This is a genomic window from Mucilaginibacter sp. Mucisp86, assembly GCF_047324315.1.
GTDB lineage: Bacteria > Bacteroidota > Bacteroidia > Sphingobacteriales > Sphingobacteriaceae > Mucilaginibacter.
Genome location: NZ_CP168503.1, coordinates 1,923,557 through 1,937,081, shown reverse-complemented (window position 1 = coordinate 1,937,081; position 13,525 = coordinate 1,923,557). Strand labels below are relative to the sequence as shown.

The 13,525-nt window shown below is 42.0% G+C and carries 12 protein-coding genes; 5 read left to right on the top strand and 7 right to left on the bottom strand.

The window, feature by feature from the left end:
* Positions 1-13: 13 nt before the first annotated feature.
* Complete coding sequence (locus ACEN9X_RS08000; RefSeq protein ID WP_413669873.1) at positions 14-1,195, bottom strand: formimidoylglutamase; 1,182 nt, start codon at positions 1,193-1,195, stop codon at positions 14-16.
* Positions 1,196-1,395: 200 nt separating this feature from the next.
* Between ACEN9X_RS08000 and ACEN9X_RS07995 the strand changes: the two genes are divergently transcribed.
* Complete coding sequence (locus ACEN9X_RS07995; RefSeq protein ID WP_413669872.1) at positions 1,396-2,364, top strand: NAD-dependent epimerase/dehydratase family protein; 969 nt, start codon at positions 1,396-1,398, stop codon at positions 2,362-2,364.
* A gap of 9 nt (positions 2,365-2,373) precedes the next feature.
* Here ACEN9X_RS07995 and ACEN9X_RS07990 read toward each other — a convergent pair whose 3' ends face one another.
* Positions 2,374-2,667, bottom strand: a complete 294-nt coding sequence (locus ACEN9X_RS07990; protein WP_413669871.1) for a HigA family addiction module antitoxin — start codon at positions 2,665-2,667, stop codon at positions 2,374-2,376.
* 29 nt (positions 2,668-2,696) lie between these two features.
* Positions 2,697-3,011 carry a type II toxin-antitoxin system RelE/ParE family toxin gene (locus ACEN9X_RS07985; RefSeq protein WP_413669870.1) on the bottom strand — a complete coding sequence of 105 codons (315 nt, stop codon included), beginning with the start codon at positions 3,009-3,011 and terminating at the stop codon, positions 2,697-2,699.
* Between the two features lie 170 nt (positions 3,012-3,181).
* On the opposite strand from ACEN9X_RS07985, the gene ACEN9X_RS07980 reads away from it, so the two are divergent.
* A complete protein-coding gene (locus ACEN9X_RS07980) occupies positions 3,182-4,471 on the top strand; it encodes an HAD-IB family phosphatase (RefSeq protein ID WP_413669869.1) in 1,290 nt (429 codons plus the stop codon).
* On the opposite strand, the gene ACEN9X_RS07975 is transcribed toward ACEN9X_RS07980, so the two are convergent.
* Positions 4,468-4,950 (bottom strand): universal stress protein, encoded by a 483-nt coding sequence (locus tag ACEN9X_RS07975; protein WP_413669868.1) that lies wholly within the window; start codon positions 4,948-4,950, stop codon positions 4,468-4,470. The genes ACEN9X_RS07980 and ACEN9X_RS07975 overlap by 4 nt on opposite strands.
* An 82-nt stretch (positions 4,951-5,032) precedes the next feature.
* On the opposite strand from ACEN9X_RS07975, the gene ACEN9X_RS07970 reads away from it, so the two are divergent.
* Positions 5,033-5,986, top strand: a complete 954-nt coding sequence (locus tag ACEN9X_RS07970) for a tryptophan 2,3-dioxygenase family protein (protein WP_413669867.1) — start codon at positions 5,033-5,035, stop codon at positions 5,984-5,986.
* Positions 5,987-6,262: 276 nt separating this feature from the next.
* On the top strand, positions 6,263-7,333 hold the full coding sequence (locus tag ACEN9X_RS07965; protein WP_413669866.1) for a branched-chain amino acid aminotransferase: 1,071 nt from the start codon (positions 6,263-6,265) through the stop codon (positions 7,331-7,333).
* A 162-nt stretch (positions 7,334-7,495) separates the two neighbouring features.
* Here ACEN9X_RS07965 and ACEN9X_RS07960 read toward each other — a convergent pair whose 3' ends face one another.
* Together ACEN9X_RS07960 and ACEN9X_RS07955 are read right to left on the bottom strand one after the other, a co-directional pair.
* Positions 7,496-8,044, bottom strand: coding sequence for a histidine phosphatase family protein (locus ACEN9X_RS07960; protein WP_413669865.1), 549 nt, complete (start codon positions 8,042-8,044; stop codon positions 7,496-7,498).
* An 18-nt stretch (positions 8,045-8,062) separates the two neighbouring features.
* Positions 8,063-8,344, bottom strand: a complete 282-nt coding sequence (locus ACEN9X_RS07955; RefSeq protein WP_091215366.1) for an ATP-dependent Clp protease adaptor ClpS — start codon at positions 8,342-8,344, stop codon at positions 8,063-8,065.
* Between the two features lie 98 nt (positions 8,345-8,442).
* Between ACEN9X_RS07955 and ACEN9X_RS07950 the strand changes: the two genes are divergently transcribed.
* Positions 8,443-9,321, top strand: coding sequence for a hypothetical protein (locus ACEN9X_RS07950; RefSeq protein WP_413669864.1), 879 nt, complete (start codon positions 8,443-8,445; stop codon positions 9,319-9,321).
* A gap of 84 nt (positions 9,322-9,405) precedes the next feature.
* Here ACEN9X_RS07950 and ACEN9X_RS07945 read toward each other — a convergent pair whose 3' ends face one another.
* A complete protein-coding gene (locus ACEN9X_RS07945; protein WP_413669863.1) occupies positions 9,406-13,404 on the bottom strand; it encodes a carboxypeptidase regulatory-like domain-containing protein in 3,999 nt (1,332 codons plus the stop codon).
* Positions 13,405-13,525 lie beyond the last annotated feature (121 nt).

The following is a 13,525-nucleotide window of genomic DNA, read 5'->3' as shown; positions in this document are numbered from 1 at the left end:
AAAATTGTGAATATCAGTTTAATTTTTGATAAGTGCGCCACCAAAGATCCGGTAATTCGCCGGATGTTGCTGTTTTATAATCGGCGTAACTACAGGGCACTAAATGAAAACGCTCATTAGGTGAGCCTGCCGAAGGATAGGGTACCTGCATCCACCAGCGGTCGGATTTTTTGCTTTTTACAAATATCACTTCCTGGTCTTCATGAGTTAAACTGGTTTTATAGATAAGATACTGCGATTTTGGGTTAAGCGGAAAATCGCGTTTACGGTTATAAAAGCCGTCAATAAAATACCAGATCATTTGCGCCAGCTGCCAGGCGGTTTGTCCGTTACTGTCGTAAGCAGGGTTAAATTCGTAAAAGCCTATTGAGGTAAGCTTATCATTAAAACCGGCATAACGGCAAAGCTGGCAGGCTTCTTCTCCATAAAAACCATTTGGTGTGGCGTTGGCATTACCCATTGCATCGGCAGCACGGATGGCGCCGATATCAAAACTTACCATACTGGCATTGCGGATGGCCGGCTCGGTAACAGCAACGTTACCGCTCAGTTCGCCTAAGCGGTGTACATCAAAATAAAGCTTATCCATTACCCGCAAACTATCCTGGCTTACAAAATAAGTTTGATAGCCCAGGTTGCTGAAGTTGAACAGGTAATTAGGATCATGCAGGAATATTTTGTTGAGATAGGAGCCGGAGGTAGTTTCGATACTACCATCGTGATTGTCTTCATCCAGGTCAAAATGCGAATCGATCACTACCAGGTCAACCTTTTGTTCAAGCTCTTCATAGCCCAGGTACTGGGCATAAGTAAGATCTTGTCCGCCGCCTAAAATAACGGGGATAATGTCTTTTTTGATCAGTTCGGCTACTACCGTTTTAACAGCAAAATAGGTGTCGGTTACCTTTTCGCCGGCGCGGATATTGCCCAGATCGGCAATTTTTACAGAATAGCCGCCTTCGTTTAACTGGTAAAGTTTTTCGCGGATATAGTCGGGACCCAGCGAGCAGCCAGAGTTGCCAACCGCATTACGATCATCCATAACGCCGATGATGGCGATGTCCGTTTTCTCTTCCAGATCAGGGAAATCGACAGAATAATGCACAATTTTATCGCCAAGCTGGCTGGTATAGAAGCCCTTTTTAGGAGCTATCTTTTTAAGATCAATCGGCGTAAAAAAATCAGCTAATGACATAAATTTTAGATGTGCAAATATGCAGATATGCAAATGTGCAGATTATTTTTTGATGCTCGCATCTCCAATATGCAATATGAACGCCTCAACAAAACAATAAAATGTCATTTAAAATGCCTTAAAATCATTTGCACATCCGCACATTTGAAATCCGCACATTTATAATCACATTTGCACATCTGAAATTTGCACACTAAATAATGATCTTAATAACAGGCGCAACTGGTTTTCTTGGGGCCGAACTGGCAAAACTTTTGGTAACCACTAACAGCCAACGGATCCGTTGTACCAAAAGGGAAAATTCAGTTATTCCTAAGTTATTATTGCCTTACCAGCAAAGCATCGACTGGGTTGATGCCGATATGATGGATATTTTTGCATTGACGGATGCGCTTGATGGCGTTACTCAGGTTTATCATTGTGCCGCATGGGTTTCATTGAAACAGACTGATAAAAAGCCGATGATCAACACCAATGTTACCGGGACTGCTAACCTGGTTAACCTTTGCAATGAGCGCGGCATAAGGATGGTTCATGTAAGCTCGGTGGCAGCTGTTGGAACTGCAAAACCCGGTGAGTTTATCACAGAAAACCATCACCCGGAGCAATCGACAGAAAATGATGGTTATGCCATATCTAAATTGGAGAGCGAGATGGAAGTTTGGCGTGGCATTGCTGAAGGTTTGGATGCCGTTATTGTTAACCCTTCGCTTATTATAGGTGCAAGTGCCGGTACCGAAGGCAGCGGCGCTTTGTTCAATACTGTGCGCAAGGGGCTTAAGTTTTATACCTCGGGCACCATAGGTTTTGTTGATGTTGAGGATGTTGCCAAATGTATGGTGGGCTTAATGAACAGTGATATCACTGCCGAGCGTTATATCATCAGCGCCGAAAACCGGGACTATAAAGGTATGGTTACCGAGATAGCAAAAGGTTTTGGTATTAAGCCACCTGCTATTTATGCAAAGTCATGGATGATGGAACTGGCCTGGCGTGTAGCAGCTGTTGGCGCGGCCGTGACCGGAGGCGTTCCAGCTATAGATAAAACATCGGCCCAAACGGCCTCTTTAACCCGGGAGTTTGATAACTCAAAGATTAAAAAGGCTATTGGTATCGAATTTAAGCCTATCAGTAAAACGATTACTGAGATATGTGAGGCGTTAAAGTAGTTAACCCGATTATACTGATAGTTCTTCTTTTCTGGCAACAAACAGGTCATATTCCATTTGTAAGCCTAACCAATAATGGGAACTAATACCTAATAGCTTTTCAAGCCTTACAGCAAGCTTTGCAGAAATATTTCTTTTGCCTGCAAATATTTCGCTTAAATGGTGTGGCAAAATATGGAGGGCTTTAGCTACATCCTTTTTGAGGATAGCCCTTTCTTCAATTTCTTCCTGCAAAAATTCGCCTGGATGAAATGCTTCTATTTCAATTTCGTTACCATTATGATCTAATACCTGATTATTCATAATTAGTATGATGGGCTCCTGGCCCCATTTTATGAGTAGTGATTGTTGATCTCTTCAATACAAATAATCTCCAATCTTGTAATCTCGTTGTTTTCAATCCGAAATATCAAACGGTAAGATATATTCAATCGTATTGAATACTTCCCCTCATATTTCTTTCCTTTTAGTTTTTCGAAGTGAAGGCTTTTGATCGCCCGTAAATCGGCAGTATTTTTTGCCTGCCTGATTTGATATAATCGCTTTTTAAAAGCTTTAATCACTTCGTCAGGGAACGGTGATTTTCCGGTTACCTTATTGTAATTGGCCACTTCGCCCAGAAAGTGATCTTCAATTATTACCTGCATTGCTACGGTTTATTAAATGTGATTGATTTTTTCATCGTTTTTGCTTTAAAACTGTTTGAACGTTATCAAATATATCGATTAATAATAAAATTACCAAAAAAAGGTTATTTTAATTTAAACTACAATCTCTCTATACTTCCTCAGCAAATTTTTTGCACCTTTGCACCAAGATGGAACAGTACTTTATTATTGATTTCGATAGTACCTTTACGCAGGTTGAGGCCCTTGACGAACTGGCCCGGATCTCTCTCAAAAACCGCCCGGACCGCGAAGATATCTACAAGCAAATTGAAGATTTAACCAATGCCTCGATGGAGGGCAAGCTCTCCTTTACCGAAAGTTTGGAGCGCAGGGTGAAATTACTTAACGCCAACCGCGATCATTTAAAGCAACTGATCAGCCATCTTAAAAAGAAGGTTTCTACTTCTTTTTCCCGTAATACTATCTTCTTTAAAAATCACCAGGACGAGGTTTTGATCGTGTCTGGCGGGTTCAAAGAGTTTATTACTCCGGTAGTAACCGAATATCACATCAAAAAAGAAAACATCTACGCCAATACTTTCGTGTTTGACGAAGAGGGCAATATCATAGGTTACGACCGCGAAAACCCACTTTCGCAGGAAGGTGGAAAAGTTAAGCTGCTGAAAGAACTTCAGTTACCAGGCGACATCTACGGTATTGGTGACGGGTATTCTGATTTCCAGTTAAAGGAATCGGGCATGATCAAAAAGTTCTTCGCCTTTACCGAAAATATCGAACGCAAATCGGTAGCTGAAAAAGCCGACCATATTACCCCAAGTTTTGACGAGTTCCTTTATCTGAATAAACTGCCTCGAGCTATCTCTTATCCTAAAAACCGCATTAAATGTTTGGTTGTGGGTAATGTTGATGAAGATGCGCTGGATCAGCTGAAAAAAGAAGGCTACAACATGCGTCATCGCGAAAGTGTTGAAGATAAATACCTTGAAGAAGCCGGCGTGTTGTTTTGTGACGAAGAGAATCAGCCAAGCGCCGAGCAGGTTCAAAACGCGGGTAGGTTAAAAGTAATTGGCGTTTTTGGAAAATGTAACCGTAAACTGGCCGATGCTGCTGCCGAAAACGGTATCATTATATTTGACGATCCAAGGCATAATCCGCACAGTACCGACTTTTTGCCAAAAAGGGTAATGGCTTTCATGAACGAAGGTAAAACACATACCAGTTGCAACTTTCCCGATCTGCAGCCACCACGTGTTAATAATGCGCACCGTTTAATTCACATTCATAAAAACGTGCCCGGCATCCTGGCTAAGATCAACGATGTATTTGCCCGTCATAATATTAACATTGTAGGTGAGTTTTTGGTTACCAATCCGCAGATAGGTTACGTAATTACTGACGTTAATACAGGCTATGATACCGAAGTATTGAATGAATTAAAGGCTATTGAACACACCATCAAATTCAGGCTTTTATATTAATCCTTTGTTTCAATATAAGGAACAACCAACACGGGTATTAGCGATTTGTTGACCACATGCTCAGCAACATTGCCTAAAAAAAACTTATCGATACCGGTGCGGCGATGAGTACCTATCACTATCAGATCGGCATTGAATTCCTGGCTGCATTCAATGATGGCTTCGGCAGTTGAGCCGTATTGGGTAAATTGAGCTATTTGTAGTCCTTCTCCCCATTCTTTTGCCGCCTGTTCAAGTAGTGTGGCTGATCGATTGCTTTGTAATGTCTCCAGTTCTGAACCCGGGAGGTTCAGGTTAGTATCAAAAGGTATTCCACCCATTAAACCACTCTGGGTATCGGTGGGCACGATGATAGGTTCGACTATATGTACCAAACCAACCTCGGCACCATAGGTATGGGCTATATCAAAGCCATAGGCCGCAGCATAGCGTGAAAATTCGCTTTCATCAATGCCGATGAGTATCTTCCTGATCTTCATAATAATATCATAAGGCTTGTATCCATATAACAACCTAATACGGATATGTTTTAGCAGTTTACTATTTTATTACCTTTGAGGTATGCATTTCTCTTCCGAAATTGAAGACCGTTTAAACCGCCTGCAGGAAAAGTATGAAGCTATGGGCCAGGATATGAACTCATACCTTGATGGCTTGCTTTATGCCGATTTTTTAACCTATTGGGATTATATCCACCTGGATACACTGCTTAGTTTACAAAATCCTAAGACCCCATTTCCCGACGAGGAGATTTTTATCATCTATCACCAGATCACTGAGCTGTATTTTAAGCTTGCCCTGCATGAATGCAAACAAATTGCCGAAGCCAGCCCGTTAACCCCTGAATTTTTTACGGCGAGGTTAAAAAGGATCAACCGGTATTTTGGTGCTTTGACCCACTCGTTCGAAATTATGGTTGATGGGATGGAGAAGGAACAGTTTCTGAAATTCAGGATGTCTTTATTGCCGGCAAGTGGATTTCAGTCGGGTCAATATCGCATGATCGAAATTTATGCTACAGATTTTATAAACCTGGTAGCAAAAGATAAACGCGAAGAACTGCAGCATGCAACTATTGAAGATCAATTTGAATACCTGTACTGGAAATTTGGCGCAACAGAACTATCTACAGGAAAAAAGACCTTAACGCTTAAGCAGTTTGAAAAAAAGTATTCAAAAACTTTTATTGAGCTTGGCAAGGCAGCTGTTTCGCATAACTTTAATACACTGGCCAAACAGTTTGAAGTATCTTCAGAATTGAGCCCTGAACTGCGTACCGAATTACGTCAGCTGGATATTAATGTAAATGTAAACTGGCCGCTGTCACATTATAAATCGGCGGTACGTTACCTTAACCGCGAACCTGAGGATATTAAGGCAACAGGAGGCACCAACTGGCAAAAGTACCTGCCGCCACGCTTTCAAAAGCGGATCTTTTATCCATGGGTATGGACCGAAGAGGAAAAGGAGAACTGGGGCAAAGCCTGGGTTGATGATGTGTTGAGCGGGATTTAACCCGTGCATGGACCTTCTTTCGCAGTCGTGCCGAACTTGTTTCGGCATCTCACCGGACAGGTAGGCGATTTGCTCGGCAGGCGGCTCAGCGAGTGGGGTGCTGAAACAAGTTCAGCATGACATTTAATTAGTTTGTAGAAGCGCTTACGACCACAATTGTATTGTCAAAATGATATTTTTATGTGTGATAATCACCATTTACATGCTTAATTTTTTGGCGTAGGCCATAAAAATGCCTAACTTGCCATTTTCTATAATTTATTAATTTTTAATGCCATGACCGAGACATTGGACATCAAGATCAGCAGGACAACTGCTTCCCGTTTGCAGCAAACGGACTTTGACAACTTACCTTTTGGAAAAACTTTTTCTGACCACATGTTTGTGGCCGATTACGCGGACGGTGAATGGAAAAATCTCTCGGTCATTCCCTACGGCGAAATTGGTCTAAGCCCTGCAATTTCAGCACTTCATTACGGACAAGCGTTTTTTGAAGGCCTGAAAGCCTATAAACATGCCGATGGAAAAATCACCGTTTTCCGTCCGGATAAAAATGCTATCCGTTTCAACAAATCGGCCGAGCGCCTTTGTATGCCAACTTTGCCCGAGGAGATCTTTTTGCAAAGTATAGCTACCCTGGTTGACCTTGACCGCGACTGGGTGCCTTCAAAGCCAAACCATGCTTTGTACATCCGTCCGTTTATGTTTGCTACCGATCCGTATTTGGGTGTAACTCCATCATCAACTTATAAATACATGGTATTGGTTGGCCCGGTTGGTCCGTACTTTTCAAAACCATTACGTGTTAAAATTGAAACACATTATACCCGTGCTGCCGAAGGTGGTATGGGTTACGCAAAAGCTGCCGGTAACTACGGAAGCTCAATGCTGCCTGCCCGCAAAGCAACTGAAGAAGGTTTTGATCAACTGATCTGGACTGATGCTAAAGAACACAAGTTTATTGAAGAAATGGGCGCTGCTAACGCGATGTTCCTGCTGGATGGTAAACTGATCACTGCCGAAGCAAAAGATACCATATTAGATGGCGTAACCCGGGATACTGTTATTGCTTTAGCTAAAGAATGGGGCATCGCTGTTGAAGAACGCAAGATTTCGGTAGCTGAAATTGTTGAAGGTGCTAAAAACGGTAAACTAACCGATGCCTTTGGTGCCGGCACTGCCGCAACTATTGCTCCTGTGGCCTCAATCAGTTATGAAGGGCAGGAATACTTCCTGAGCGATCCGAAAACACGTGAGTTTTCAAACAGGGTATTTGATACGCTTGATGCTATTAAATATGGTAACGCTCCTGATACCCATAATTGGAATTACCTGGTTAGTGAATAATCATTATTGATATAAAACACAAAACGCCCCGGATTTTCCGGGGCGTTTTGTGTTTACAATCTCTATGTCATTGCGAGCGTAGCGTGGCAACCGCACGTAAGCAAGTCCGCTCTGTATAGCATGCGGTTGCCACGCTGCGCTCGCAATGACATGGTGTATATCTTAAAAACTACACCCCGCAGCCGGCATAATCCCTTCTTTGTCCATTGTTAATGATGGTTTGCCTTTTTTGAAAGTTACAATCCAGATACTGTCAAAATCGTCGTCGGGCCATTGCAGGTCTTTAACTTTCATGCCTAATGCTTTCAGTAAAGGTTTAATTTGATTGTGTTCCCACACAATTAGGATGGTGCCTTTTTTTGAGGTGAGCTCTTTAGCCACACCGTCATCATCTTCTTCCTCAAAATTACTGTTGATAGACAGATTGTATTTTACTGCAAATGGCGAAATGGTTTGGAACATGCGGGCTCTCGGGGTCGATTTGCCCTGGTGCATTGCCGGCACGTAAATATGATCGGGAAGACCAAATTTGGCTTTTAAAACTTCGGGTAATTTAAGCGCCCGGTTGAACCCGGCGCATGAAAGGTTATCGCCCGCATCAGGCTTTTCGGCATGGCGAATGAACACCAGTTTCAGGTTTTTGCCCTGGCCGCAGGCGGTGAGGCTTGCCCAACCGACTATTAAAAAAAGTAAAAGGAGTTTTTTTATCATGTCGGTTGTTGTTATTGTTTATTCTACTGAAACAGTTAAGCCTTCCTGCTGGAGGATCTTGCGGTAGATCTCCATTTCGGTAAAGGAGCCTTCAAGTACGGCGCATTTGCCTTCGTTGTGTACTTTCCATGCTATCTTTTCGGCTTGTGGTTCTGAGTAATCCAGGTATTTCATCATGCAGTGGATCACGTGGTCAAATGTATTAAAATCATCGTTCCATAATATTAAACGATGAAGCTCTTTAAGTCCTGCAAGTAACTCCTCGAGTGTAAATGTTTCTTCCTGTACTTCGGTTGGCATACGTAACTACAAATTTACTCAAAAACAATAATAAAAGTGTTAAAATCGTGTTCCTTGGTCTTAAAAATCATGTTACACTTAACCCCAAAAAAAATCACATGAAAAAAGCATACCCGGCTTTTGTTTTGGCATTAGCTGCGCAACTCTTGGTAACTCATCATTCTTCGTTCGCTCAAAGCACTAAAAATAGCCTTCAGGGCCCTCCTGCTAATATTAATGTTGATGGCGATCTGAAAGAATGGGGCGATAGCCTGCGTTATTATAACGAAGAAAAAAAGCTGAATTATGCGCTGGCCAATGATAAAGATTTCCTGTATGCTGCTATTAGGGTGAGCGACCGGCTTGATAAAATGAAGGTGTTGAATGCAGGCATAACCTTAACTATTGATCCTAAAGGAAAAAAGAAAGACAGCTTTACCCTTACTTTCCCTTTAGCTGCACAAGATGAAAAACCAGAATTTACCAAACCAAAGGATGGGGACGGAGAAATTACGCAGGCGGATCGCGACGAATTAATGCGCGAACGTATTACTAAGTTGCGCTATATCAAAGTTGTTGGCTTTAAGGATATTGAGGGTGATATGATTACCACATCAAATACATATGGTATAAAAACTGCTATAAATTATGATACCAATGGCGATCTGGTTTATGAGGCGGCCATACCGTTAAGTTTTTTCCATGCCGGCAATGATGCCTTTAAAAGCGAATGGGCTTTTAATTTTAAGATCAATGGTTTTCAGCGCCCGGCAGGTGGCGGTGGTGCAGGAGAGGGTGAAGGCGGAGGCTTTGGCGGCGGAGGCGGTCGCGGCGGAAGAGGTGGTATGGGCGGCGGAGGCGGCATGGGTGGCGGCCGTGGTGGAAGAGGCGGTCGCGGAGGCATGGGCGGCGGTATGGGGCGTGGGACAGCCGGTGGTTCCGGCGAAATGTCAAAATCCGTCGATTTTTGGGAGAAGTATTATTTGAGCGGGAAATAAGTTTGTTTCAAACGATAAAGTCCGAAAGGTTTAAGATACGCTTAAATCTTTCGGACTTCCCGACTATAGACTTCCGACTTAACGCTATTCTACCTTGTACCTGAAAACTTTCCTGCCCAGTTTACCAGCGCCGTTAATACCTTCAATTGTGATGCGATAATTTCCTTTAGTATCAGCATTAAAATAGCCGATTGAGGCATTGCCGGCATTATCAGTTACCAAATTAGGCTCCCAATATATGGTGGTGCGCAAATCAGGGAACGATGAACCTATGTTGGTATTTTGATATTTGGGCGAATAAAAACTGCGGGCCTTATAAAAACCTTTGTATGGGTATGTGATAACTCCTGATGGCGATTCGCTGGTGACAAAGCCGGTAGTACCCTGGTTAGTGGTAATAACCAATGCGCCTCCCAGCCCTAAGTTTGAACCGTAAATAGCCATGGTACCACCGCTCCTTAAAACTTCAATACTGTAAATGTCATTTGAGTTCAGGTTATTTAATGCATCTCCCGCTAAAATATTACCATTAATTATCACCGACATTTCTTTATTGTTCCTGGTGTTAACAGGGTTGCCATTGCTATCAAATGATACGCCCATTAGCCGGCCTCTCAAGCAATCGGCAAGCCTTGAACATCCATTGAGTTTGCTACCCATAAATACTTCATCGGCATGGCCGGGGCCATTTAAATTTGATGAAAAACTGAGATCGGGCTTTTTAGCCAACTTAGTCGATCGTATTTTAACCTCTTTTAACGTAGTTGTATCGGTGCCTGCGGCCCTGCGGGTACGGACTACAATTACCGGATCTGGTGACTTGGGGTTAAGATATACTAAAGTTACACTTTCAATTTCCTGTGGTGAATAGGCATTTAGCAAAGCTCTATCCCTTATAGCGCCATCTATAATAATCGATTCTTTAGGTATTCTGTTAAGATCTCTGTCCAAATCCTTCTCCTGTTGGCTATGATATACGCTTCCTGTAGCAAACATGTGTGTTTCCGGAGCTGTCCAAAAGATAGCATCATTTAACGATGTATATTGAAAAGCTCTTATTTTGGCCATATTTAATTCTTTTTGTTCGGCTGTTCCAAATTTATTAGCTATATCACCCGGAACTTTTCGTTTTCCTTTGATTACTACTTCTTTGAGTTGATTGGTCTTATTTAACGAATCAATTTTTTGTTGTTTAACATAGGCTGTGTATTTTTCCTGTAATGCTGTTTTTTGCTCAGGAGACAGATTGGCTATATCAGCGCTCGTATTACCAGTCCAGTCCAGCTTATCCACCTTTGGATAATCCGGTTGTTTTATGAAGATGGTTACGTTTTTACCATCGTTTTGCTTGCGGGCCTGTACTACAACTTTGGCGGTATCGGAAAGTTCAAAATTCCTGAACTTGAAATTTCCATTAACATCGGTTACAGTATCTGCAAATACACCTTCCTTGTTTGAGTATAAATTAACCTTTCCATTAGCCAGTATCTTGCCTCCGGGAGTTTTCAGTGTGCCGTTTAATTCCAGGCCTTTTTCAGCTTCATAAGCAAGGGGAGCGGGTTTATCAGCCAGTATTTGTTTCCAATCAAAGTGACGGTAGCCCTGTGTAAGCATCAATAAGTCAAGATCGGCCTCTGTTTGATCGGTAACGTTATTAAAATAATAATTAGGCATTTCGATATTACCCTTCAAATCGGAGGTTAACAGCAGGTTGCTTAAAATGGTACTTTCGGCGTTTTCATTACTGCCTGCCCTGGTTTCGTTTATCACCGATACCGAAAAACTTCCCTGTGTTTTTGAACCGGCGTCGTCTGTAGCATCTAAATTAAGCTGCATTTTTTGCCGGGTAGCAAACTTCTTATCGGGCGTGGTAATATTTAGCTTAAGCGTATCACTTACCCTGATAAAAGCTAGCCGTTCGTTAAGAGGCTCAGCATTTTGGGCAAATAAAGTAAACTGGACAATACCTGATGGAAAGCGTTGTTTATCGATATTAACAATATAAGCCGGGTTATCCAGTTTAAAGCTGGTGGTATAATAAACCATACCGGCCGATTGACCGATCAGATAATATCCTGTATGCTGTTTTGCGGCAAAGGTATTGCCTGCGGCATTAATTTTTACGCTGATGCTATCGGCTTTCCTGTTATTAACGGTAAGTACAAAGCCTTCATCATGGGCTTTAGGTAAATCAACCGTGAAGGTTGCGCCACTTTGCGTTGTTATTTTGGCTTTGTAAACTTTATTTATTTGCGGACTAAGCGCAAATACGCCCATTCCGAGGTGCTGGGTTTCAAACTCTGCTACTTCATTGCCGTCATTATCTGTTATCGATCCTTTCACATTTTCACCCGAACCGTTTACGTTGATCACCTTAATGGCCACTTTAGAACGCAGGCCATTGATGAGTTCACCGCCTTCCGGGAAAAACTGAACGTCCGGGTTTTTAGCAGTACCTTGTTGTGCAGTTGCAAAATTTATAGCCGGCGGGCCAACCTGAATTTGCTGCTCATAAAATCCGTGGTTGTTATCATTGCGCATCCAATTGGTGTAAGCCCTTATGCGATATACTCCTGTTCTTAATGAACGCGATAAGATAAAGTCGCCCGTGGCAAGCCCGTCTTCAAGCGGCAGGTTAAGTCTGCGGATCACTGAATCTTTTTGATTAATCAGCTCAGCATGTAAAACTCCGCTTAATGAAGATAGCTCATGCGCAGTTCCAGCTACTACATAAGCTTTAAACCAAATGGTATCGCCCGGCAAATAGTTAAACCTATCAAGATGCAAATAAGATTTTTCGGTAAGATGGTTTGATGAAAAGCTTTCGGTTTTGGTGATGATACCAGTTAAGGTCGAATCGGCCTTTTCGACTTTGATATGTGTTGCATCTTCATAATCTTCGGGCAGTAATTCGGCAACGCGTTTTTTTGCCCAAACACCGGCCAACATGATGTCGTCAATATTGGTAATCCAGCCGCTATTATTAAAAAAAGCATACAGCTTGTTAAATTCAATTAATGAAACATTGTTGTTGTAGCGGTCGCTCAAGTCGGTTATTTTGGCTTTGCCAAAGCGATGGGTTTTATTGTAGTTTACTAAAATAGCATCATTGTCGCAACTTATAGCATACAGGCCTTTTTGTCCTGTATTTTTCAGCACGTCATTAATACTAAGTGGATAATCATTAATGGTTAATTGGGTTTTAGGGAGCTGCGATTTCTTAGTCCAATAGTTTAATGAATCGCGTATGGCACTTGTTTTTGGGGTTGCCTCTGCAAAGTGCTTAACTTTTGCTGCAATTAATTCGTTTGCCGGCCTGTCGGGATTGGGGTATTCGGCGAGCTGCTGTATTTTGAACCCCTCCTCGGTGATCCTGTTCTCGGCAACAGCTCTGAAAAAATGCATTGATGAGTTTGCATAAACTTCCTGCCGTGCTTTGCGCCACGATGCCTGCTGAGCCGGTGTACCCTCCATCTCTTCAAAAAGAGTAAAACCTTTGTACGAGAGCCTTTTTTCTATTCCCCGGGGATTATTAAGGCTAAAATCAGTTAGCAAATATTTTACCTTATAACCTAAAGCCATATTTTCGATAATCAGGAAATCGACAGAGGAAGCTTTGAGCGTGTTTTGCTGAAAATCAAAATCCAGCATTTCCGGATTTACTATTTTACACTGTTTTGCAATTTCAGAATTACCTAAAAACTCTTGTTTAAGCCAGTCAAGATACAAGGGCCTGTTTTTATCGCTGGCTACTTTCACCTTCACTTCCTGCAATTGCATGGTTTTTTGCACAAGTAAAATATCCGGTAAATTACTATCGGCGTCAGACACAAGTAGCGGTTGACTGTATGTTTCATAGCCAATAATTGATACTACAAGATCATATTTACCAGGTTTAAGATTTTTTAAGGTAAAGGCACCATCATTATTTGTTTTATCGCCAATGGAGCCATTGCTGATAAATACGCTGGCATTGGCAATTGGTTTATGATCGACTTGGTTCAGTACCTTCCCCGAAACAGCTACTTGGGCCACGCATGCGAAAGGAAAAAGAAAAATAATAAAGGCAAAGGTTTTTAACATAATCTGTACGGTTTAGTATATATTTAATTCCTTTCATAACCGTTTATTAATCATGAAAGCAATCACCCCTACTGTCAAATTGTAATGATCGGACATGGAGTCGTATTCGCAATTAATATAT

Coding starts and splice junctions, on each gene's coding strand:
- ACEN9X_RS08000 (WP_413669873.1), bottom strand. CDS start 1,195: ATGTCATTAGCTGATTTTTTTACGCCGATTGATCTTAAAAAGATAGCT.
- ACEN9X_RS07995 (WP_413669872.1), top strand. CDS start 1,396: ATGATCTTAATAACAGGCGCAACTGGTTTTCTTGGGGCCGAACTGGCA.
- ACEN9X_RS07990 (WP_413669871.1), bottom strand. CDS start 2,667: ATGAATAATCAGGTATTAGATCATAATGGTAACGAAATTGAAATAGAA.
- ACEN9X_RS07985 (WP_413669870.1), bottom strand. CDS start 3,011: ATGCAGGTAATAATTGAAGATCACTTTCTGGGCGAAGTGGCCAATTAC.
- ACEN9X_RS07980 (WP_413669869.1), top strand. CDS start 3,182: ATGGAACAGTACTTTATTATTGATTTCGATAGTACCTTTACGCAGGTT.
- ACEN9X_RS07975 (WP_413669868.1), bottom strand. CDS start 4,950: ATGAAGATCAGGAAGATACTCATCGGCATTGATGAAAGCGAATTTTCA.
- ACEN9X_RS07970 (WP_413669867.1), top strand. CDS start 5,033: ATGCATTTCTCTTCCGAAATTGAAGACCGTTTAAACCGCCTGCAGGAA.
- ACEN9X_RS07965 (WP_413669866.1), top strand. CDS start 6,263: ATGACCGAGACATTGGACATCAAGATCAGCAGGACAACTGCTTCCCGT.
- ACEN9X_RS07960 (WP_413669865.1), bottom strand. CDS start 8,044: ATGATAAAAAAACTCCTTTTACTTTTTTTAATAGTCGGTTGGGCAAGC.
- ACEN9X_RS07955 (WP_091215366.1), bottom strand. CDS start 8,344: ATGCCAACCGAAGTACAGGAAGAAACATTTACACTCGAGGAGTTACTT.
- ACEN9X_RS07950 (WP_413669864.1), top strand. CDS start 8,443: ATGAAAAAAGCATACCCGGCTTTTGTTTTGGCATTAGCTGCGCAACTC.
- ACEN9X_RS07945 (WP_413669863.1), bottom strand. CDS start 13,404: ATGTTAAAAACCTTTGCCTTTATTATTTTTCTTTTTCCTTTCGCATGC.